A 22,770-nucleotide genomic window follows, 5' to 3' on the forward strand; every position below is an offset into this window, starting at 1 on the left:
CGGTACCACGACCGGAGATGGAGAATACGTCTTCGATTGGCAGCAGGAACGGCTTGTCAATCGCACGCTCTGGTTCTGGGATGTAAGAATCCAGGAAGCCAGCCAGTTCGATGATTTTCGCTTCCCACTCAGCGTCGCCTTCCAGCGCTTTCAGCGCGGAACCACGAACGATTGGGGTGTCGTCGCCTGGGAAATCGTACTGAGACAGCAGTTCACGAACTTCCATCTCTACCAGTTCCAGCAGCTCTTCGTCATCAACCATGTCACATTTGTTCAGGAACACGATGATGTAAGGAACGCCTACCTGACGACCCAGCAGGATGTGCTCACGGGTCTGAGGCATTGGGCCGTCAGTCGCAGCAACAACCAGGATCGCGCCGTCCATCTGCGCAGCACCGGTGATCATGTTTTTAACATAGTCGGCGTGGCCTGGGCAGTCTACGTGTGCGTAGTGGCGAGTCGGGGTGTCGTACTCAACGTGAGAGGTGTTGATGGTGATACCACGAGCTTTTTCTTCTGGTGCGTTATCGATCTGGTCGAATGCACGAGCAGAACCACCGTAGGTTTTAGCCAGAACGGTAGTGATTGCAGCGGTCAGCGTTGTTTTACCATGGTCAACGTGGCCGATAGTACCGACGTTAACGTGCGGTTTTGTACGTTCAAACTTTTCTTTAGACATCGATTGTCCCTCTAAGACACGGATAAATCGGTGATATCACCACATCAACCAGGCGAAATGCCTGAATTGTTGAATACAGTAAAATTGAAACAGAGAGAAACGGGAAGGAGAAGTGAAGTGGTGCTGATACCCAGAGTCGAACTGGGGACCTCACCCTTACCAAGGGTGCGCTCTACCAACTGAGCCATATCAGCACGTATTGGAGCGGGCAGCGGGAATCGAACCCGCATCATCAGCTTGGAAGGCTGAGGTAATAGCCATTATACGATGCCCGCATCCTGAAACTCGGCTACCCAGTTCTTTCTGTAACAAAAAAAGAGATTTCTCTCTTTTTAGGTTCGAGCTGATTCAATTTTCAAACCAGCTCCGGCGGCTTAACGCTGCCAGAAAGTGGTGGTGGGGGAAGGATTCGAACCTTCGAAGTCTGTGACGGCAGATTTACAGTCTGCTCCCTTTGGCCGCTCGGGAACCCCACCGGACTTGATGGTGCCGACTACCGGAATCGAACTGGTGACCTACTGATTACAAGTCAGTTGCTCTACCTACTGAGCTAAGTCGGCATCAAGTAGCGCGCATTCTATGGAGACATGCGCAGTCATGCAACTAAAAAATTGCATAAAACGTTCTTTCGCTCACATTTTATTCGAAACCAGGGTTAACCGCTGTAAATTCATCCACTCAAGGTCAAAAATTCAACATCAGCGCCCGATTTACACCACTTATACCGTATCGTGATGACTCCCGCGTAAAGCATCGCTTCCCCATATTTTTTCTTATTATTCCTGTCATCTGGTGTTAACCTCCTGCCCATTGTCCAAAATTAACTATGTTGAGCCCGGACGCGCTGTGTTGTGCTGGCTCACTGAAGCATGCTTATGAGCAAAAAAGAGCAAACGTTAATGACACCTTATCTTCAGTTTAACCGTAGCCAGTGGGCTGCACTGCGTGACTCCGTCCCGATGACGCTGACGGAAGGCGAAATCGCACGGTTAAAGGGGATAAACGAAGATCTGTCGCTGGAAGAAGTGGCAGAAATCTATTTACCACTCTCGCGCTTGCTTAACTTCTATATCAGCTCCAACCTGCGCCGTCAGGCGGTGCTGGAGCAGTTCCTCGGGACGAACGGCCAACGCATTCCTTATATCATCAGCATTGCAGGCAGCGTGGCCGTCGGTAAAAGCACCACCGCACGCGTATTGCAGGCGTTACTGAGCCGGTGGCCAGAACACCGCAGCGTGGAGCTCATCACCACTGACGGTTTCCTGCACCCGAATGAGGTGTTAAAGGAACGCGGGCTAATGAAGAAGAAGGGCTTCCCGCTCTCTTATGATATGCACCGTCTGGTGAAATTTGTCTCTGACCTGAAATCGGGCGCGCCTAACGTGACGGCTCCGGTCTATTCGCACCTGATCTACGATCGCATCCCGGGTGGAGACAAAACGGTGGTTCAGCCGGATATCCTGATCCTCGAAGGGTTAAACGTCCTGCAAAGCGGGATGGATTATCCTCACGATCCCCATCATGTGTTTGTCTCTGACTTCGTCGATTTCTCTATTTATGTCGATGCGCCGGAAGACCTGCTGCAGAACTGGTATATCAACCGCTTCCTGAAGTTCCGTGAAGGGGCGTTCACCGACCCTGACTCCTATTTCCACCACTACGCCCAGCTTTCTGAAGAAGAAGCCATTAATGTGGCGCGAGGGCTGTGGAATGAGATCAACTACGTGAACCTGAAAGAGAACATCCTGCCCACCCGTGAGCGCGCCAGCCTGATCCTCACCAAGAGTGAGAAACACGCTGTCGACCAGATCCGTCTGCGCAAGTAATCACGCAGACATAAAAAAACCGGCTTAGCGCCGGTTTTTTTATTGATGGATTACGCCACCGGCTTTTCGCCATTCTCATCCTGATCGACCGCGAAGCAGGCAACCAGCTGACCGCCATAATCCTTGAGCTGTGGCTGCAACTGGGTGCACGGGCCAAAGCGGCGACTGCAGCGGGCGTTGAATGCACAGCCTGGAGGCGGATTCAACGGGCTGGGCAATTCACCCGTCAGCTTGATACGCTCACGACGATCGTCAGGGTTCAGGCGCGGGGTCGCAGACAGCAGCGCCTGGGTGTACGGGTGACGAGGATGAGTAAAGATCTGCTCTTTTGTCCCCTTCTCCACGCAGCGCCCCAGATACATCACCATCACTTCGTCGGCAATGTGCTCCACAACCGACAGGTCGTGCGAAATAAACACGTACGACAGCCCCATGTCCTGCTGCAGATCCATCATCAGGTTCAACACCTGCGCACGCACAGAAACGTCGAGGGCAGATACCGGCTCATCGGCGATGACCACATCAGGGTCGAGCATCAAACCACGCGCAATCGCGATACGCTGGCGCTGGCCGCCAGAGAACATATGCGGATAACGATCGTAATGCTCGGTCTTCAGGCCCACTTTCGCCATCATCGCCAGCGCTTTTTCACGACGCTGCTCTTTGTTCAGATTGCTGTTAATCAGCAGGGGCTCTTCCAGAATCTGTCCCACTTTTTTACGCGGGTTCAACGATCCGTACGGGTTCTGAAACACAATCTGGATTTTCTGACGGCGCAGTTTCTGCGCCTGCGGATCGTGCTTGAGCAGGTCCTGTCCCTGATAATAGAGCTCACCGCCGGTGGGGACTTCAATCATCGTCAGCAAACGACCCAGCGTCGATTTGCCACAGCCTGACTCACCGACCACCGCCAGGGTTTTGCCGCGTTCAAGGGTAAAGGAGACGCCATCCAGCGCTTTCACCAGGCGTTCAGGCGCAAACAGCCCCTTCTTCACCGGATAGTATTTTTTCAGGTCGATAGCCTGCAACAGCGGTTGTTGCGTGGTGGCCTGTTGCGTACTCATAGTGTTGGCCTCCCGGCATCATCGAGTGGGTAGTGGCATTTCGACTGACGACCGTCAGCAAGCAGGTTGAGCTCTGGCTCTTCTGCACGACATTTGTCTGTGGCATACGGACAACGCGGATTAAGCAGGCAGCCCTGCGGTCGGTCATATTTACCCGGTACGACGCCCGGAAGTGATGCCAGGCGCGCTTTGTCCTGGGCAAACTCCGGCAGCGCACGCAAAAGCGCCTGCGTATACGGGTGACGCGGCGCGCGGAAAATATCGTGCGAATGTCCAGTTTCGACCACCTGACCTGCGTACATCACGATAATTTTGTGCGCCGCTTCGGCCACCAGCGCCAGGTCATGCGTAATCAGCACCAGCGCCATGTTCTCTTTCTGCTGCAGTTCCAGCAGCAGCTCGATGATCTGCGCCTGGATAGTCACGTCCAGTGCCGTTGTCGGTTCATCCGCGATCAGCAGTTTTGGCCGACAGGCAATCGCCATGGCGATCATCACACGCTGGCTCATCCCACCGGAGAGCTGGTGCGGGTAAACGTCCAGACGCGATGCCGGGTCAGGGATACCGACCTGATTTAACAGATCGATCGCACGCTGACGCCGGGTCTTCTTATTCCCGCCCTGGTGCACCTTGATGGCTTCCATAATCTGGAATCCCACGGTGTAACAAGGGTTCAGGCTGGTCATCGGGTCCTGGAAGATCATCGCCACTTCCGCACCGACCAGCTGGCGGCGCTGCTTTTCGGAGATACGCTGCAGGTCCTGACCGTTAAACTCCAGACTTTCGGCCATCACACGGCCGGGATAATCAATCAGCCCCATGATGGCCAGTGAACTGACCGACTTACCGGAACCCGACTCACCCACAATGCCGACCACTTCGCCCTGATTTACGCTGTAGCTGATGCGGTCCACGGCGCGAAACGGAGTGCCTTCGTCACCGAAGTGCACCGATAATTTATCTACATTTAATAACGCCATCTCGTGCCTCTTACTGCTTCAGTTTGGGATCAAGTGCATCACGCAGGCCATCACCCATCAGGTTAAATGCCAGCACCGTCAGCAGGATTGCCAGACCCGGGAAGGTCACAACCCACCAGGCGCTTTGGGCGAACTGCAACACATCGGAGAGCATGGTGCCCCACTCCGGTGTTGGCGGCTGCGCACCCATGCCCAGGAAGCCAAGAGCGGCCATATCAAGAATGGCGTTAGAGAAACCGAGCGACGCCTGAACAATCAGCGGCGCCAGGCAGTTCGGGAAGATGTTGACGAACATTTGACGCATCGCGCCAGCACCCGCCACGCGGGAGGCCGTTACGTAGTCGCGGTTTACTTCCACCAGCACCGCCGCGCGCGTGAGTCGCACATAGTGGGGAAGCGCCACGAAGGTTAATGCCAGCGCGGCGTTACTGATCGACGGACCAAAAATCGCCACCAGTACCAGCGCCAACAGCAAGCTGGGCAGCGCCAGCATGATGTCGACGATACGCATGATGATGTTATCGATAATGCCGCCGAAGTAGCCGGCAACCAGACCGAGTACGATCCCCATAACCAGCGACAACACGACCACCAGGCAGCCGACCAGCAGCGACAGACGCGCACCGTACATCAGACGCGACAGCACATCGCGGCCCACGTCATCGGTACCCAGCAGGTGCGACAGGCTACCGCCGTCCTGCCATGCTGGCGGTGCCAGCAACGCATCACGGAACTGATCCGCCGGGTTATACGGTGCAAGCACGTTGGCAAACACCGCAATCAGGATCATGACAGAGACATAAACCAGCCCCACCACCGCGCCTTTGTTGCGCTTGAAGTAGTGCCAGAATTCCTGCAGCGGCGTCATGGGAACCGGTGCAGTAACCACTTTATTTTCAGAAACGTGTGACATGATGGCCCCTTACTTCTTATGACGAATACGCGGGTTCACCACGCCGTAGAGCAAATCGACCAGCAGGTTGACGAGAATAATCATCGTCGCGACCAGCAATACCCCGCCCTGCACTACCGGATAATCACGGCGTTGCAGTGCGTCAATCAGCCAGCGTCCGAGGCCCGGCCAGGAGAAGATGGTTTCGGTCAGGATCGCACCCGCCAGCAACGTCCCCACCTGCAGACCAATAACGGTCACCACCGGCAGCATGGCGTTACGCAGGGCGTGAACGATAATGACGCGCATACGCGTCAGACCTTTGGCACGTGCGGTGCGAATGTAATCCTCACCCAACACTTCCAGCATTGAAGAACGGGTCATACGCACGATAACCGCCAGAGGAATGGTACCGAGCACCATCGCAGGCAGGATCATATGTGCCACCGCATCAATGAAGTTACCCTCTTCGCCCCAGATAGCCGTATCGATCAGCATGAAACCGGTCAGAGGATTCGTATCATCCAGGAAGACCATATCACTGACGCGTCCGGAGACCGGCGTCAGGTTTAGCTGCACCGAGACCAGCATGATCAGCATCATGCCCCACCAGAAGATAGGCATGGAGTAACCCGTCAGCGCCAGGCCAACAGCCGTATGGTCGAAAATAGAGCCACGTTTCACGGCAGCCAGGACCCCAACAGGGATACCCACCGCAGTGGCGAAAATCATGGCGCAGACACCAAGCTCCAGTGTCGCTTTAAAACGCGGCACGAACTCGTCCCACACCGGAAGACGGCTTTTCAGCGAAATCCCTAAATCACCGTGCAACACGCCCCAGATATAGTTGAGGTATTGCTGCCACAGTGGTTTGTTCAGGCCAAGCTCAGCCAGCAGCTGTGCATGGCGTTCAGGTGAAATACCACGCTCGCCCGCCATAATCATTACCGGGTCGCCGGGGATCATATGGACGAAGGCAAAAGTGAGAAGGGTGATACCGATAAACGTGGGGATAACAAGTCCCAGACGTCGGAGGATGAACTGCAACATAACCCGGATTCTCTCTGATGACGTACAACCAGTTGGCGTGACGTCTGTATTGCTCACAAATGTAAATTCCCTCTCTCTTCAGGAGAGGATTAGGGTGAGGGAATGCATGCATGCACGCCCTCACCCCTGCCCTCTCCGTGAAGGAGAGGGAGAACACCCTACATATTATTCAACAGAGACGTTTTCGAAGTGGTGTTTGCCCAGTGGATCAACCACGTAGCCCTTCACTTCTTTACGCACTGGTTCGTACACGGTGGAGTGAGCCACAATCAGAGCCGGAGCCTGATCGTGCATCACAACCTGAGCCTGTTTGTACAGCTCGATACGTTTGTTGTGATCGTCGGTCGCACGCGCCGGCTGGATCAGGTCTTCAAACGGCTTATAGCACCAGCGAGAGTAGTTAGAACCGTCTTTCGCAGCTGCACAGCTGAACAGGGTAGCGAAGAAGTTGTCCGGATCCCCATTGTCACCGGTCCAGCCCATCATCACCGCCTGATGCTCACCCGCTTTGGCACGCTTCAGATACTCGCCCCACTCGTAGGTCACAATCTTGGCCTGAACGCCCACTTTAGCCCAGTCAGCCTGAACCATTTCAGCCATACGGCGTGCGTTCGGGTTATACGGACGCTGTACTGGCATCGCCCACAGCTCAACGGTAAAGCCTTTCTCCTGGCCTGCTTCTTTCAGCAGCGCTTTCGCTTTCTCAGGATCGTAGGTGTAGTCTTTAACGTCGTCGTTATAGCCCCACATGGTTGGTGGGATCAGGTTCTTGGCGGCAACACCCGCGCCCTGATAGACCGCTTTAATGATCGCTTCTTTATTCACCGCATAGGTCAACGCCTGACGGACTTTCACGTCATCAAACGGTTTCTTCTCGGTGTTGAAGGAGAGGTAACCCACGTTCAGACCAGCCTGCTCCAGCAGGTTGATGTTTTTATCCTGCTTCATGCGCGCGATGTCAGCCGGGTTCGGGTATGGCATGACCTGGCATTCATTTTTCTGCAGTTTTGCGTAACGCACAGAAGCATCAGGCGTGATGGAGAAGACCAGACGATCGATCTGCGGCTTGGTGCCCCAGAAGCCCGGGAAGGCTTTATACAGAATACGGGAATCTTTCTGGTACTGCAGAAGCTGGAACGGACCGGTACCGATTGGGTTCAGGTCCACTTTCTCCGGGGTGCCGGCTTTCAGCATGTTGTCCGCGTACTCTTTAGACAGAATAGAGGCGAAGTCCATGGCCAGGTCAGCCAGGAATGGTGCTTCCGGACGCGTCAGCACGAACTGAACGGTTTTATCGTCCACTTTTTTCACTTCAGCGATCAGGTCCTGCAGGCCCATCCCTTCGAAGTATTCATAGCTGCCGCCAGACACTTTGTGATACGGGTTCTGAGCGTTTTTCTGACGGTCGAAGGAGAACACAACGTCATCGGCGTTAAAATCGCGCGTTGGTTTGAATTCTTTGTTGTCCTGCCACTTCACGCCCTGGCGCAGGTGGAAGGTATAGGTCTTACCGTCTTCGCTGACGTCCCACTTCTCCGCCAGACCTGGGATCACTTCCGTGGTACCGGTTTTGAATTCAACCAGACGGTTATAGATAGGCACAGAGCTTGCGTCGTAAGTCGTACCAGAGGTAAAGAGCTGTGGGTTAAAGCCTTCCGGCGAGCCTTCAGAACAGTAAACCAGGGTTTTTGCCTGTACGCTTGCTGCCACGGTCATAGCCACCAGGCTCAGACCAAGCTTCAGCATCCCTGACTTCTTCAAGGAAATACTCATTATTCTGCTCCAATGTGATGTTTTGCTTTGTTGTGTTACGCCGCCAGACCTTTATTTATTTTTTACCCGGTCCGGTCGGTGATGCCCGAAGGCGTTTAAGGGATGGAGAATCCTTTCAGAAGAGCGTTTGAGTTGCAGCGCAGATCGTCCCTGAAATGCCCCTCATGCCCTACAATCTGTCAACAGAATGTGAAAACGTCAATACAGGTGACGGGGATTTACGCTGAGTGTGAGAAACCGCAAACAAAGATTAAAAAAACTATGTATGCCAGTTTTCAGCAGGGAAATTTATGCTACTCGCTATGTTGCAGCACAATTATCTTCATATTTCGCAACAATCAGTGATTAACTTTTATTCAGATCGGGTAAATTTTCTTGCAGAACGGTGATTATCTGAGCACTAAATACCGCGAACGTTAAAACGCACAGCGAAAAATGCTGAGGTTATCCATAAGCAACGCGAAAAAAGATCAATCTATATATAAAAAAATACAATGGATTATGTCACAAAATCGTTAACAGACAGGAAGAAGGCGGGATAAGGGGCGTTTTGGTGAATCAGGATGAGTAAGCTGCTAATGCAAAAAGGGCTAACCTTGCGGTTAGCCCTTCTTTAAATGTGGTCGGCGAGAGAGGATTCGAACCTCCGACCCACTGGTCCCAAACCAGTTGCGCTACCAAGCTGCGCTACTCGCCGAATGCGGAGCGCATCTTACTGCTGAGGTGCGCCCCCGTCAATCCCTTAAATTAAAAAAGCCCTTCAACTGGCGATATTCTCGCCAGACGCGTTACTGCGCGGCTTTCGCCTTGCTATCAGGGAGTTTGCACCAGTTGTTATTTTCGTTGATACCGCCGTCAGGAGAGGTATAACCCAGGCAACCCAAAATGGTGTCGTACAGCTCAACATGACGACGCGGCACCTTCATGTCTGCCTCTTTTTTCAGGTGGGCAAACATCTTCGCTTTCTCCGGGTCTTCGAGGTACTTGTCCGACATCCACATGATCATCGGTACACGGAATTGCTCAGGCGGTGCCAGCTTGCGCGGCGTACCGTGCAAATGCTCTTTCTCGTTGATTGACTCTCCGTGGTCAGCCGCATAAATAACAATCGCTTTCTTATCACGAAGCTGGTCAATCACCCGGCTCAGGAACGTATCCACATACAGAACCGAGTTATCATAGGCATTGATCAGTTCCTGCTTGCTGCAGTCTTTATTGATACCTACACACTCCGGCTGCCACTTCGCAAAATCACGCGTGTAACGCTGGTAATAGCTGTAATGGGAGCCTTTAGTATGCAGGATAACCAGATGTTTACCCTGCGGATGGCTCTTCAGGGACTGTGACATCTCCTCAAGGAGCAACATGTCATCCACGTTCTTGCCGCGGTTACGTGGTTCGGCGCCAATCTGCTCGCGATACGAGATGTTGTCCGCCAGCGTGTTGGTGTAGAACCACATCTCACTTTGCATCGCGAATAAATCGGAGCTGAAACCGAGCTGCTTCAGTACCGCAAATACGTTCTGCTCTTTCAGGGTACGCTGTGGGTTATCACTGGCACCGCCTTCACGAACAAACATACAACGCAGCGAGAGCTTGGTTGCGGTATCGCAAGAATACCCCCGGTAAGCCACCAGGTTCTTTTCCTGCGCCAGTTTTGGCGTGGTATCCCGGTCATAACCGAGGATGCCCATATGATCCCAGCGCGTCGTTTCACCAATAACAAAGACAACATAGGTATCATCGAGTTGGTTACCCGGCGCTTCGTAACTGAATTTTTTCATTGGGTTGATGAGCGATTTCACATCACTTGATTCATCCGCCTGCGCCCAGGCATAAAGACCCAGCGCTGAAATCCAGTTGGAGGGCAGGTAGGAGTTTGCTACCACGCCGCCATAGCTTGGCATATCCACGCCCGTCGCTTTTTCGATTCGTTTTTGCTGTTTTTCCATCAAGCGGATGGGTGCCCATACCAGCAAGGCCGCCAGGATAACGACGGCGATATTCCTGATTCGCTGCCCACGGGTGCGGAGCTGGCGCAGCAACGTATAGCGGCAGGTATTACTCCAGATAAAGAAGAGCGGGATCAGGCAGGTTAATACCGTCCAGACGATAAACCCTTTTCCAACCACCTCTTTCGAGAGGTCGATATCCGTTGTCATTACCGACGCGACGATGCCGTAGCCAATAACGACATTCATAAAGGTCATGTAATAACTGGCAGCGGCGGAAATAATTACCACCAGTGAGGCCAAAATTTGCCAGGTGCGTCGGCCGAAGAGTGAGAGCAGGCGTAACAGGAAGAATGTGGCGAGAACGGAACCGAACACTTCAATTGCGGCAAAAATTCCATTTCTTACGGTGAGATGTTCTAAATAACCTTCCACTCTTCTGAACAACACCGCGCCATTCAGAAATAAACCGATATAGACAGCCAGCATCAGACACAATCTTTGCTGGGTAAGAGACCTAATGTATTTCATGCAAACAACCCTGGGGAAAGGGGTATAGAGACCCGCTTAATCTCGATGAGAAAGCAGACAGAGTAAGTAAGTGCGTAAGAAACCGTTATCAGAAACGTCTACAAGCGCGTTAAGTAGACCACAGCGGGAGAGAAAAGTGGCAGCAGAGAATGTGATCGGTGCATTTTTTTACAAAATAACACGAACAGGCATACTTTGGACGACCATAAAAAAGAGGCCGTAAAGGCCTCTTAGCGATAATCAGGCATGCACTTCGTTAAAGACTTCACGCTGCGGCTGCCGAATGGTGGTCGACAAGGCCAGCGAGATTATCAGCAAAGCAAATATCACGCAGAAGGTCACATAGAACCCACCGAACAGCGAAGCGATTAACGAGCCGCAGATACTGCCGATGCCAAAGCCCAGATAGATAACACCGTAGTTTTTCGCCAGATTGTTCAGGCCGAAGAACTCACTGACCAGCGACGGGAAGACTGTAATCGTGCCGCCGAAATTAAAGGCCACACAGGCAATCGCGGCGAAGAACGTGGCTTCGTTCAGTGGGGCAAACAACAGCGCCGCCATCCCCACCAGCGAGACAACCTGCCCGATGGTAATCACGCGGATACGGGCAATTTTGTCAGACAGAATCCCGAGCACCAGACGACCAGAGAGGTTGGCAATGGAGATGACGGTGACCGCATTCGCCGCTGTTGCCGCATCCAGTTTCACCATTCCCTGAGCAATATCTTTCGCCACCCCAATCACATACAGACCGCTCATGCAGGCTGTCAGGAACATGACCGCCAGCATCCAGTACTGTGGTTGACGCATAGACTGCGCGAGGGTGAAATCATTCTCCACCACACCGTTAACGGTTTTCACTTCCTGCTGCGGCGCATCTTTCATCAGCGTGGCGCCGAACAGGATCATGACCAGAACAATAGCGCCCCAGATCATGAACGTTTTTTCAAGTCCCACGGAAGCAAGCAGGTGGGAATCAATAAATTTAAAACCGAGACTCCCCAGGCCATAGGACCCGATGGCAAACGCAGAAATTAAACCTTTACGTTCCGGGAACCACTTCACACAGTTTGACAGGGTCAGCAGATAACCTGCACCGTCGGCAAGTCCCACCAGCACCCCGGCGCTCAGCCACAGCATCATCAGGTTGCTGGAATGCGCTGTCAGGAAAAAGCCCACGCCCAGCAAGATACCGGATGCCATCGTCACCCGCCTCACGCCGAATCGCTCCTGCAATTTTCCCGCGACGGAAGATGAAAGTGCCAGCCCGAGGCTCAGCAAGCCGAAGGAGAACGCCACCTGGCTGACTGGTGCACCAAGCTTATCGGAAAGTGCACTGTTAAACAGGCTCCAAGTATAGACCGACCCCAGCGCAAACTGGGTCACGATGGTGCCAAAAAGCGTTAGCCAGCGCGTACGGTTGTAAGTTGATGTGTTCATGGCAGTTATCCTGCAAGAGAAAGTAAGGGAATTCGCTGAGGACAACGATAAACAAAACCTTAATATGCCTGGGGTAAAACGGCATGAAATGCAGGAGGAATGGAATGAAATGCCATAAATCGGGAATGAATGACCTTGCCGGGGAATGAAGCGACGGCGTGTTAGTGACTGCTATCGCTACAACCCCCACGGCCATTGTATTCAGGATGTTATCGGAACGTTTAAAAAAGTAACAACCTTAAAAATTAGCGCTCACGCCCAGGGTGTACATAAACTCCTCACCGGTGGTGGTGTATTCCCCTTGTGCCAACGACGCATAGGCCGCCATATGCGTATTAAACGGAATATCCGTTCCGACGGTTACATCCATCCAGTTGCCGCTTTGTGTTGGTGCCGGCGTCTGTGGCATCCCAAACTGGGATTTCCACTGGTTTTCGCCAAACTGCTGGTTATAGCTTATCTGCGCCCACGGGCGAAGCTCGCCGTACTGTGTATCCACGCGCCAGCCGAGCGTGCTAACGCTGGCATGCCAGAGTGGGTCGGTAAGCCCCTGCGTCGTCGCGCTGTCACCAAATTCGTTGATCATCATCGGTGCCGTGCCGTCATAACGCCACGCCATCACCGGACCGGTCGTGATACGCCCTGACACCGGAATGTTCCAGCCCACGCTCATGGCCCCTGCCGGCGTGGAACCCGATGGTAAACTCAGCGCAAGTCCGGGGGCATTTTGTGAGGACTGAATCCGCTCGGCGAGAATATCCTCATAACGCGGTTGGTGATCCGCATCCCATGTATAGCGTTCCGCCGTATTACTTTGGGCGTCTGAAACGATATATTCCTGTTGCCAGGCAAATGCTGTATTACAAAAAAACAGACAGGCTGAAATCCCCGCCAGGCCAGAAACAGCATGGCGACCACTGATTTTTTTTATCATCATCAAAGCGACTCCAGAGAGAGCCGAATTCGGCGATATTTGTCATTGTTTAGGAAGAGTTTTGCGGGCATATGGCCCTGTATTAACTATTGTCTTTATAGTAGACACGTCAAGCCTGACAGAATGAAAATTTTGCGATAACCGTTTCATTAAGGGAGATAACCGATGCAGCGTTGCGGTTGGGTAAGCCAGGATCAGCTTTATATCGACTATCACGATCGGGAATGGGGCGTACCGGAGACAGAAGGGAAAAAGCTTTTTGAGATGATCTGCCTGGAAGGTCAACAGGCGGGCTTGTCATGGATTACGGTGCTTAAGAAACGGGAAAACTATCGTAATGCCTTCCATCAGTTCGATCCGGTCGCCGTCGCTGCCATGACCGAGGACGATGTGGAACGGCTGGTCCAGGATGCAGGCATCATCCGCCATCGCGGTAAGATCCAGGCCATCATTGGTAACGCGCGCGCTTATCTGGCGATGGAGCAAAACGGAGAACCGTTCTCAGAATTTGTCTGGACGTTTGTGAACAACACGCCACAAATTACCCAGGCCGCCACGCTCGCGGAGATCCCGGCCTCCACCCCGGCGTCGGATGCGCTCTCTAAAGGGCTGAAAAAACGCGGCTTTAAATTTGTCGGCTCCACCATCTGTTACGCCTTTATGCAGGCCTGTGGCCTGGTCAACGACCACGTTACCGGCTGCGTCTGTCATCCAGGGAGGCACCATGATCCGCAAATGGGAAAGTGATAATGCCGGGCCACTCCTGAGTCTGTGGCTTGAAAGCACCACGGAGGCGCACCCGTTTATCAGCGCAAGCTACTGGAAAGAGAACGAAGGTATGGTGCGGGATGTTTACCTACCCGCCGCCGAAACCTGGGTATGGGAAGAGGATGGAATGCTGCGCGGCTTTATCAGCGTCATGCAGTCCCAGTTTGTAGGCGCGCTGTTTGTTTCAACTGACTTTATTGGTCGGGGGATTGGGCGTGCGCTGCTGAACCATGTTCAACAGCGCTTCCCGTATTTAAGCCTGGAGGTCTACCAGAAAAATGTCCGGGCGGTGAATTTCTATCATGCACAGGGTTTTCGCATTGAAGACAGCGCCTGGCAGGATGACACTCAGCACCCAACGTGGATCATGAGCTGGCAGGCGGATCAAACGCCGTGAGCGTAAGCTCGGGTCCCTGATATTTCTCGACCCAGGCCAGCGCCGTGTTCCCCGCGCAGCCATTCCCCAGCTTCGAGCTGGGGAGATCTTTGGTCAGAACGTTTACTGCACCGTTTTTACAAATACCGCCTTCGCTCGGCTCCAGGTCTGGCCATGCCCCCTGGTGAATGCAGATAACGCCAGGTTTAATCCCGTCGCTCACCACCGCCCCTGCCAGCACCTGGCCACGCTGATTCCAGACGCGAACCACGTCACCGTCAACGATCCCACGCGCGCGTGCATCTGCGCTGTTCAGGGTGACAGGCTCCCGTCCGGCAACCGCATACCGCTCGCGCAGTGATGAATAGTTAAGCTGGCTGTGCAGGCGATGGGCAGGATGGGCCGATAACACCTGCAGCTGTTCCGGCTGGGCATTACCGTGCCACTCGTCCGGCTCAAGCCACGTTGGATGCGCCGGACAGTCGGCATACTTAAATTGGGCGATACGCTCGCTGTAGATCACAATCTTCCCGCTCTCGGTTTTCAGCGGATGGTTCTCCGGGTCGCGGCGGAAATCGGCGAAGCGAACAAACTGCGCATTCTGTTCGCTCTCCGGCATCTCAATAATCTGGTTCGCTTCCCAGAACTGCGCAAATGGCGGCAGCGTCACGCCCTGCGGAGCCCCGCGCTGGCCTGCAATCTGGTAGAACGTCTCCAGCCACTGCAAATCCGTTTTGCCCTCGGTAAAACGCTCGCGCCCCCCCGTTTCCCACAACTCGCTCAGCTCAGCAAATACCTCAAAATCATCACGCGCCTCATCACGCGGTGCCACGACGCGCTTCATCGGTACCATATGCTGATTGCTGTAGTCACCGGTCATGGTGAGGTCGTTACGCTCAAACGAGGTGGTCGCCGGCAGCACAATATCGGCATGTTTGGCTGAGGCGGTCCAGAAGCATTCTGAGATAACCACCAGTTCTGGCTTCTGCCAGGCGCGGATCAGGCGATTCGTGTCCTGGTGATGAGTAAAGTTCGCGCCGCCGGCCCACCAGACAAACCGGATATCCGGGAAGTGGCGATCCAGACCGTTATGCTGATAAAACCCGCCCGGGTTTTCCAGGGCTTCAACAATGCGCGCCACCGGGATTTTATCCACGGCATCCACACCGCCCTGAACCGAGCCCTGCAGAGAAGCCAGCACTGCCGCTTTGCGGGTCGGGTTGCCGCCATTGGCGAAATGATAAGAGAGACCAAACCCACCGCCCGGCGTACCAATTTGCCCGAGCATGGCGGCCAGCGTCACGAGCATCCAGTGTTTCTGCTCACCGAACTGCTGGCGCTGCATCCCCCATCCGGACATTAACATCGTGGTGTTTTGGTGGAATAACGCTGCCAGTTCACGCAGTTTGGTCGCAGGAACCCCACAAATCTCTGCCGCCCACTCTGCCGTTTTGGCAATACCGTCTGTATTGCCCGTCAGATAGTCGGCGAAGTTGTCAAAACCGGTGGTACAGCGTGCGAGGAACCCGGTATCGTGCCAGCCGTTCTCCACCAGCGTATGGGCAATGCCCAGCATCATCGCCACGTCGGTGCCCATATGCGGGGCAATCCACTCGGCGCTGTCGCCGAAGAAGTCCATGGTTTCCGAGCGCATCGGGTCAATGCAGATGATGCGCTTGCCGCTTTTACGCAGCGCATCAAAATACGGGATCCCCTGCTCGTCACTGGCATTCCACGCGATTTTCAGGGTGTTGAGCGGGTTGGCGCTCCACAGCACCACCACATCGGTGTGCTCCAGCACCAGCGGCCAGCTGGTCTGCTGCTGATACACTTCGTTACCACCCACCACGTAGGGCATGATCGCCTGCGCTGCGCCGGTGGAGTAATCCCCAAGATGGCCGGTATACCCCCCGGCCAGACTCATATAGCGCTGCAGTAACGTCGAGGCCTTATGCAGCACGCCGTTTGACCGCCAGCCGTAAGATCCGGCAAAAATGGACGACGGGCCATACGTGTCGCGGATACGTTTGTGCTGCGCATGGATCAGCGCCAGCGCGTCATCCCAGCTCACCCGGACAAACTCATCCTGACCACGAATACCCTGCGGCTTGTCTGGCGACGCCAGAAATCCTTTACGCACCATCGGCCAGCGCACGCGCGTTTTGCTGTGCACCTGATCGCGAACGACGGTCTGTAAAGAGTTGGGATGTTGCGTTGGCAATGCCCCGCGAGACGACAGAACATTTTCGCCATCGGTTTCGACCAGCATCGGCCCCCAGTGGGCGGCGGTCAGAATCGTTTTTGTTGAGGTGCTCAAGCGTGCGCTCCTGGTTGCGTGCAGGTTTTACGGCCTTCTTAGTGAGGCAGTTTATGGTTTGTCACAAATTTCAGAGTTATACCCGGAATTTTCTCCGTATCTGGACGTCATAATCAACTGCCACGCGCGTCGTGGCAAAGAATAAAAAGGATTAAGGAAATAAGATGAAAAAACGCGTATTCGTTATTGCCGCTCTGGTGAGCGGTGCACTGGCTGTTTCTGGCTGCACAACAAACCCTTACACCGGTGAAAGCGAAGCTGGTAAATCCGGCATCGGTGCGGGTCTCGGCTCGCTGGTAGGGGCTGGTGTGGGCGCACTCTCCTCCTCCAAGAAAGACCGCGGCAAAGGCGCGTTAATTGGCGCAGCGGCAGGTGCAGCCCTGGGCGGCGGCGTGGGTTATTACATGGATGTGCAGGAAGCAAAACTGCGCGACAAAATGAAAGGCACCGGCGTGAGCGTAACGCGCAGCGGCGATAACATCATCCTGAATATGCCAAACAACGTCACCTTCGACAGCAGCAGCGCAACGCTGAAACCTGCAGGGGCGAATACCCTGACCGGCGTGGCAATGGTGCTGAAAGAGTACAACAAGACTGCGGTGAATGTGATCGGTTATACCGACAGCACCGGCAGCCAGGATCTGAATATGCGTCTGTCTCAGCAGCGTGCCGATTCTGTGGCCAGCTCGCTGATCACGCAGGGCGTTGCAGCAAACCGCATCCGTACCAGCGGCATGGGCCCTGCAAACCCTATCGCCAGCAACAGCACGGCGGAAGGCAAAGCGCAGAACCGTCGCGTTGAGATTACCTTAAGCCCAATTCAGTAAGGGCTGCCCCCCTCTTCCAGGGGGAGAGGGGGATAAGGGTGTCATGCCGCCACATCGGCATGAACCGCTTGCCATCGCTAATTTTCCCGCTAAGGTGTTCTCACTCACTTCAGGGAATTCAGCGATGAGCAAACCAACACGGGCCACAATCAGCGACGTGGCGAAAGCCGCAAACACCGGTAAAACCAGCATTTCACGCTACCTCAACGGCGAGAAACACCTGCTGTCCGATGCGCTGCTCGCTCGTATTGAACAAGCCATTGCCGATCTCGACTACCGCCCTAGCCTTATGGCGCGCGGGCTCAAACGGGGTCGTACCCGTCTTATCGGGCTTATCATCGCCGATATCACCAATCCCTACTCCGTTAACGTATTGAGCGGAATTGAAGCCGCCTGTCGCGAAAAGGGCTTTACGCCGCTGGTCTGTAACACCAACAACGAAGTCGATCAGGAGCTGCATTACCTGGATCTGCTGCGCAGCTATCAGGTCGAAGGAATTGTGGTGAATGCCGTGGGCATGCGTGAAGAGGGCTTAAACCGTCTGCAGCAATCCTCCCTGCCGATGGTTCTTATCGACCGCAAAATCCCGGAATTCGCCTGCGATGTCGTCGGGCTGGATAATACTCAGGCGGCGACAACCGCCACTGAGCATCTGATTGAACAGGGCTTTGAAGCCATCCTGTTTCTGAGCGAACCTCTGGGCATGGTCAACACCCGTCGTGAGCGACTGAGCGCATTTCGTGCCACGCTGGAGCGTTACCCCGGCGTGATCGCCGAGAATGCCGAAACGCCACTTCATGAAGCCGATCAGCTCGACAATACCCTGCGGCAGTTCCACACCCGCCATCGCGGAATGCGTAAAGCCGTTATCTCTGCCAACGGGGCGCTGACCCTGCAGGTCGCCCGCTCGCTTAAGCGCATCGGCCTGCACTGGGGAAGCGATATCGGTCTGCTGGGGTTCGACGAACTCGAGTGGGCAGAACTGGCTGGCGTCGGGATCACCACCCTTAAACAACCTACCTGGCAGATTGGCTATGCCGCTGTTGAACAAGTGGTTCGTCGTATTGAAGGCACCAGCGATGCCGTTCGCGAACAGGTATTTTCCGGCGAGTTGATTGTCCGCGGCTCCACCGCCCGTTAATTTTCCCTTGTGATACCGATCATAAATTCAACATCCTGACCTTTTCTTTGGAACCGGTTCCATCTAGCGTAATAGTATTGATGTGTTGCGATGGAGTCCGACGATGGGCAGAAAAATCATGGTGGTCACCGCCGCGTATGGCGCGGAACAGGTACGACAGGCAGGTGGTCAACGGGCAATGCTGCCCGTCATTGCGGGCGCGGGTGCCGACGGCGTCGAGATCCGCCGCGAGCTGTTCAACAGCGAAGAGCTGCTGGCGCTGCCCGCGCTGGGTGAATCCATTGAGCTGCTGGGCCTGCTGGCATGCTACTCCGCCCCTGCGGCCCTGTTTATGCCCGATGGCGCCCTCAACCCTGACCTGCCCCGTTATCTCAGCGAAGCCAGTACCCTGAATGCGCTGTGGCTCAAGGTCTCGCTGGGTCATTTCAGCGACACCCAGCCGCTTCACGCCCTGCGTGCCCTGCTCGATGAAAGCGGTATGGCCCTGGTGGTGGAAAACGACCAGACCGACTGCGGCCAGCTTGCGCCGATGCAGCGCTTCAAAGCCGCCTGCCGGGACATGGCGCTGCCCGTCACGCTGACGTTCGACATGGGCAACTGGCTGTGGGTGGGCGACTCCCCGGAAGAAGCCGCGCGCCATCTGGCCTCTGCAGTGAGCTATATCCACGTTAAAGCCGCCGTGCCGCATAAAGAAAATTTCCGCGCCGTGGCGCCGGATCGGGCCGATGCGCGCTGGCTGGATCTGCTTTGCCAGCTGCCCGCCGATGCCCCGCGTGGTATCGAGTTCCCGCTGGAAGGGGCGGATTTAACCGCCGTCACCCGTCATTACGTAAACCTGCTGCGTGAGGAGTAAACCATGCACAAGACGCTGGATGTGATCACTATCGGCGAAGCCATGGCGATGTTTGTCGCCACCGAAACGGGCGACCTGAGTACGGTGGAGCACTTTATCAAACGCGTGGCGGGGGCTGAGCTGAACGTCGCGACCGGCCTGGCGCGCCTGGGTCTGAACGTCGGCTGGGTCAGCCGCGTGGGTGATGACAGCTTTGGCCATTTCGTTCTCGATTCGCTGAAAAAAGAGGGCATTGATGCTTCCGGCGTCACCCTTGATGGACGCTTCCCGACCGGTTTCCAGCTTAAATCGAAAGTCGAAAATGGAACCGATCCCATTGTGGAGTATTTCCGTAAAGGCTCTGCGGCGAGCCACCTCTCAGTCGAGGATTACCACGCCCACTATTTCGCCTCCGCACGCCATCTGCATCTGAGCGGCGTGGCGGCTGCGCTTTCAGCCAGCTCGTATGCATTACTGGATCATGCCGCAACCACCATGAAGGCTCAGGGGAAAACGATCTCATTCGATCCTAACCTGCGCCCGGTACTGTGGAAAAGCGAAGCGGAAATGGTCGAGAAGCTGAACCGTCTGGCGTTTCAGGCTGACTGGGTTCTGCCGGGTGTGAAAGAAGGCATGATCCTGACCGGTAAAAACACCCCTGAAGGGATTGCCGATTTTTACCTCAACAAAGGGGTAAAAGCGGTGGTGCTGAAAACCGGCGCCGATGGCGCCTGGTTTAAAACAGCTAACGGCGAGCAAGGCGCAGTCGCGGCCGTGAAGGTTGATAACGTGGTTGATACCGTCGGCGCTGGCGATGGTTTTGCCGTGGGGGTCATTAGTGCCCTGCTGGAAGGCAAACCGCTGCAGCAGGCCGTCGCCCGGGGCAATAAAATTGGCTCGCTGGCAATCCAGGTGCAGGGCGACAGTGAAGGATTACCGACCCGCGCGCAGCTGAACGAATAAATTCCGTTTCCCTCCCCCTCTCCTCAGGTAGGTCAGGGAGAAACAAAACAAACCACCGTGTACCCTACATACAACGGCGGTACAAACCTCAACAACAGAGGCAAGCCTATGAACAGTTCGACCAATGCAGTAAAACGCTGGTGGTACATCATGCCAATCGTGTTTATCACGTACAGCCTGGCGTACCTTGATCGTGCCAACTTCAGTTTCGCGTCCGCGGCAGGGATCACCGAAGACCTGGGGATCACCAAAGGTATCTCTTCGTTGCTGGGTGCCCTTTTCTTCCTGGGCTACTTCTTCTTCCAGATCCCCGGCGCTATCTATGCGGAGCGTCGCAGCGTCCGCAAATTGATTTTCGTTTGCCTGATCCTGTGGGGTGCCTGCGCCTCACTGACCGGCGTGGTGAATAATATTCCAGCGCTGGCAGCCATTCGCTTTATTCTTGGGGTCGTTGAGGCAGCGGTAATGCCCGCGATGCTGATTTATATCAGCAACTGGTTTACCAAATCCGAGCGCTCACGAGCCAATACTTTCCTGATCCTCGGTAACCCGGTCACCGTGCTGTGGATGTCGGTGGTTTCTGGCTACCTCATCCAGTCCTTCGGCTGGCGCGAAATGTTCATTATCGAAGGAGTGCCGGCGGTTATCTGGGCATTCTGCTGGTGGATGCTGGTAAAAGATAAACCTGCGCAGGCCAAATGGCTCTCCGAAGATGAAAAAGCCGCTCTGCAGGCGCAGCTGGATAAAGAACAGCAAGGCCTGAAAGCGGTGCGTAACTACGGCGAAGCATTCCGCTCGCGTAATGTGATTCTGCTCTGCGCCCAGTATTTCACCTGGAGCATTGGCGTGTACGGTTTCGTACTGTGGCTACCATCGATTCTCCGCAATGCCGGTGAAAACCTTGGCATGGTGGAAGTGGGCTGGCTGTCGTCCGTGCCTTACCTCGCAGCAACAATCGCCATGATCATTGCGTCATGGGCATCGGACAAAATGCAGAACCGTAAGCTGTTTGTCTGGCCGCTGCTGCTGATCGCTGCCTTTGCCTTCATTGGTTCCTGGGCCGTCGGCGCGAACCATTTCTGGGTCTCTTACACCCTGCTTGTGATTGCGGGTGCGGCAATGTACGCCCCTTATGGACCGTTCTTTGCGATCATCCCGGAGATGCTGCCGCGTAACGTCGCAGGCGGCGCGATGGCACTGATTAACAGTATGGGAGCGCTGGGCTCGTTCTGCGGCTCCTGGTTTGTGGGTTACCTGAACGGAGCAACCGGCAGCCCGTCCGCATCGTACATATTTATGGGGGTAGCGCTTTTCGCCTCCGTGTGGCTTACTCTGATTGTTAAGCCTGCTAATAATCAACAATTACCTGTCGGCGCACGCCACGCCTGAATCCTTAAAAATCAACGGAGATTAGCATGAAGCCGTCCGTCATTTTGTATAAAGCACTGCCGGAAGATCTGCAGAAACGCCTTGAGGAACACTTCACCGTTACCCAGGTGAAGAACCTCAGCCCGGAAACCGTGGCACAGCACGCCGATGCGTTCGCCAGCGCCGAAGGTTTGCTGGGTTCAAGCGAAAAAGTGGATGTCGCCCTGCTGGAGAAAATGCCGAAGCTTCGTGCTACCTCTACCGTTTCCGTGGGCTATGACAACTTCGACGTGGATGCCCTTAACGCCCGCAAGATCCTGTTGATGCATACGCCACATGCGCTGACGGAGACCGTGGCCGACACGCTGATGGCGCTAGTCCTCAGCACGGCGCGCCGTGTGGTCGAAGTGGCCGATCGCGTCAAAGCTGGCGAATGGACAAAAAGCATTGGTCCGGACTGGTTTGGGGTGGATGTTCATGGCAAAACGCTGGGCATCGTTGGCATGGGCCGTATTGGCCTGGCCCTGGCGCAGCGCGCACATTTTGGTTTTAACATGCCGATTCTGTATAACGCGCGTCGTCATCACAGTGAAGCCGAAGAACGTTTTAACGCCCGCTACTGCGAGCTGGATACGCTGCTGCAGGAAGCCGATTTTGTCTGTCTGATCCTGCCGCTGACGGACGAAACCCGTCATCTTATCGGTAAAGAGGCGTTTGAAAAAATGAAGAAAACGGCCATTTTCATCAACGCGGGTCGTGGCCCGGTGGTGGATGAGAAGGCGTTGATTGAGGCTCTGCAACAGGGTGAGATCCACGCTGCCGGTCTTGACGTGTTTGAACAGGAACCGCTGCCGGTGGACTCCCCGTTGCTTTCATTGCCCAACGTGGTGGCCCTGCCCCACATCGGCTCAGCAACCCATGAAACACGCTACAATATGGCTGCAACCGCGGTAGACAACCTGATCGCTGCCCTTAGCGGAAAGGTGGAAATCAATTGCGTTAACCCGCAGGTTCAGCGATAGAAATGAAAAAACCCGCCAGAAGGCGGGTTTTT

General features: G+C 54.8%; 19 protein-coding genes and 5 tRNA genes. 9 read left to right on the plus strand and 15 right to left on the minus strand.

What is annotated here, in order from left to right:
- The 5 genes from QRN24_RS14485 to QRN24_RS14505 all read right to left on the minus strand — a co-directional run.
- Nucleotides 1-679, minus strand: a 679-nt coding sequence (locus tag QRN24_RS14485; protein WP_118283490.1) for a GTP-binding protein, incomplete at its 3' end; no start/stop codon positions are given.
- A 118-nt stretch (nt 680-797) separates the two neighbouring features.
- Nucleotides 798-873 (minus strand) — tRNA-Thr (locus QRN24_RS14490).
- 6 nt (nt 874-879) lie between these two features.
- Nucleotides 880-954 (minus strand) — tRNA-Gly (locus tag QRN24_RS14495).
- A gap of 116 nt (nt 955-1,070) precedes the next feature.
- Nucleotides 1,071-1,155, minus strand: a tRNA-Tyr gene (locus QRN24_RS14500).
- Nucleotides 1,156-1,163: 8 nt separating this feature from the next.
- Nucleotides 1,164-1,239, minus strand: a tRNA-Thr gene (locus QRN24_RS14505).
- 315 nt (nt 1,240-1,554) lie between these two features.
- On the opposite strand from QRN24_RS14505, the gene coaA reads away from it, so the two are divergent.
- A complete protein-coding gene (gene coaA, locus QRN24_RS14510) occupies nt 1,555-2,505 on the plus strand; it encodes a type I pantothenate kinase (RefSeq protein WP_025206418.1) in 951 nt (316 codons plus the stop codon).
- 50 nt (nt 2,506-2,555) lie between these two features.
- Here coaA and dppF read toward each other — a convergent pair whose 3' ends face one another.
- The 9 genes from dppF to QRN24_RS14555 all read right to left on the minus strand — a co-directional run bounded on the left by dppF (nt 2,556) and on the right by QRN24_RS14555 (nt 13,127).
- Complete coding sequence (dppF, locus tag QRN24_RS14515; protein WP_151712454.1) at nt 2,556-3,569, minus strand: dipeptide ABC transporter ATP-binding subunit DppF; 1,014 nt, start codon at nt 3,567-3,569, stop codon at nt 2,556-2,558.
- Nucleotides 3,566-4,549: a dipeptide ABC transporter ATP-binding protein gene (gene dppD, locus QRN24_RS14520; protein ID WP_014168148.1), complete on the minus strand. Its 984-nt coding sequence runs from the start codon at nt 4,547-4,549 to the stop codon at nt 3,566-3,568. Before dppD ends, dppF begins: the two co-directional genes overlap by 4 nt.
- A gap of 10 nt (nt 4,550-4,559) precedes the next feature.
- Nucleotides 4,560-5,462 carry a dipeptide ABC transporter permease DppC gene (dppC, locus tag QRN24_RS14525; protein WP_014168147.1) on the minus strand — a complete coding sequence of 301 codons (903 nt, stop codon included), beginning with the start codon at nt 5,460-5,462 and terminating at the stop codon, nt 4,560-4,562.
- Between the two features lie 9 nt (nt 5,463-5,471).
- Entirely contained in the window at nt 5,472-6,491 is a 1,020-nt protein-coding gene (dppB, locus tag QRN24_RS14530; RefSeq protein ID WP_020882632.1) for a dipeptide ABC transporter permease DppB, read from the minus strand.
- 165 nt (nt 6,492-6,656) lie between these two features.
- On the minus strand, nt 6,657-8,264 hold the full coding sequence (dppA, locus tag QRN24_RS14535; RefSeq protein WP_014168145.1) for a dipeptide ABC transporter periplasmic-binding protein DppA: 1,608 nt from the start codon (nt 8,262-8,264) through the stop codon (nt 6,657-6,659).
- A 620-nt stretch (nt 8,265-8,884) separates the two neighbouring features.
- Nucleotides 8,885-8,961, minus strand: a tRNA-Pro gene (locus QRN24_RS14540).
- 91 nt (nt 8,962-9,052) lie between these two features.
- On the minus strand, nt 9,053-10,747 hold the full coding sequence (gene eptB, locus QRN24_RS14545; RefSeq protein ID WP_014168144.1) for a kdo(2)-lipid A phosphoethanolamine 7''-transferase: 1,695 nt from the start codon (nt 10,745-10,747) through the stop codon (nt 9,053-9,055).
- A gap of 240 nt (nt 10,748-10,987) precedes the next feature.
- On the minus strand, nt 10,988-12,190 hold the full coding sequence (locus QRN24_RS14550) for an L-lactate MFS transporter (protein WP_284942834.1): 1,203 nt from the start codon (nt 12,188-12,190) through the stop codon (nt 10,988-10,990).
- Nucleotides 12,191-12,428: 238 nt separating this feature from the next.
- Nucleotides 12,429-13,127 carry an autotransporter domain-containing protein gene (locus QRN24_RS14555; RefSeq protein WP_020882635.1) on the minus strand — a complete coding sequence of 233 codons (699 nt, stop codon included), beginning with the start codon at nt 13,125-13,127 and terminating at the stop codon, nt 12,429-12,431.
- Nucleotides 13,128-13,289: 162 nt separating this feature from the next.
- On the opposite strand from QRN24_RS14555, the gene tag reads away from it, so the two are divergent.
- On the plus strand, nt 13,290-13,871 hold the full coding sequence (gene tag, locus QRN24_RS14560) for a DNA-3-methyladenine glycosylase I (protein WP_284942835.1): 582 nt from the start codon (nt 13,290-13,292) through the stop codon (nt 13,869-13,871).
- Entirely contained in the window at nt 13,849-14,289 is a 441-nt protein-coding gene (locus QRN24_RS14565) for an N-acetyltransferase (RefSeq protein WP_032679358.1), read from the plus strand. Before tag ends, QRN24_RS14565 begins: the two co-directional genes overlap by 23 nt.
- Here the strand turns inward: QRN24_RS14565 and QRN24_RS14570 are convergent.
- Nucleotides 14,258-16,537 carry a molybdopterin guanine dinucleotide-containing S/N-oxide reductase gene (locus QRN24_RS14570; RefSeq protein WP_284942869.1) on the minus strand — a complete coding sequence of 760 codons (2,280 nt, stop codon included), beginning with the start codon at nt 16,535-16,537 and terminating at the stop codon, nt 14,258-14,260. The genes QRN24_RS14565 and QRN24_RS14570 overlap by 32 nt on opposite strands.
- A gap of 212 nt (nt 16,538-16,749) precedes the next feature.
- On the opposite strand from QRN24_RS14570, the gene QRN24_RS14575 reads away from it, so the two are divergent.
- From QRN24_RS14575 to ghrB, 6 genes are all read left to right on the plus strand, one after another.
- Complete coding sequence (locus QRN24_RS14575) at nt 16,750-17,412, plus strand: OmpA family lipoprotein (RefSeq protein ID WP_014168137.1); 663 nt, start codon at nt 16,750-16,752, stop codon at nt 17,410-17,412.
- Between the two features lie 124 nt (nt 17,413-17,536).
- On the plus strand, nt 17,537-18,553 hold the full coding sequence (locus QRN24_RS14580; RefSeq protein WP_014168136.1) for a LacI family DNA-binding transcriptional regulator: 1,017 nt from the start codon (nt 17,537-17,539) through the stop codon (nt 18,551-18,553).
- A gap of 103 nt (nt 18,554-18,656) precedes the next feature.
- Nucleotides 18,657-19,406 (plus strand): sugar phosphate isomerase/epimerase family protein, encoded by a 750-nt coding sequence (locus QRN24_RS14585; RefSeq protein WP_078775036.1) that lies wholly within the window; start codon nt 18,657-18,659, stop codon nt 19,404-19,406.
- 3 nt (nt 19,407-19,409) lie between these two features.
- A complete protein-coding gene (locus QRN24_RS14590; RefSeq protein ID WP_014168134.1) occupies nt 19,410-20,348 on the plus strand; it encodes a sugar kinase in 939 nt (312 codons plus the stop codon).
- A gap of 108 nt (nt 20,349-20,456) precedes the next feature.
- Nucleotides 20,457-21,737 carry an MFS transporter gene (locus QRN24_RS14595; protein ID WP_020882640.1) on the plus strand — a complete coding sequence of 427 codons (1,281 nt, stop codon included), beginning with the start codon at nt 20,457-20,459 and terminating at the stop codon, nt 21,735-21,737.
- A gap of 26 nt (nt 21,738-21,763) precedes the next feature.
- Nucleotides 21,764-22,738, plus strand: a complete 975-nt coding sequence (gene ghrB / locus QRN24_RS14600) for a glyoxylate/hydroxypyruvate reductase GhrB (RefSeq protein WP_014168132.1) — start codon at nt 21,764-21,766, stop codon at nt 22,736-22,738.
- The last annotated feature ends 32 nt before the right edge of the window (nt 22,739-22,770 follow it).

This window comes from Enterobacter sp. MEB024 (assembly GCF_030209635.1).
Taxonomy (GTDB): domain Bacteria; phylum Pseudomonadota; class Gammaproteobacteria; order Enterobacterales; family Enterobacteriaceae; genus Enterobacter; species Enterobacter ludwigii.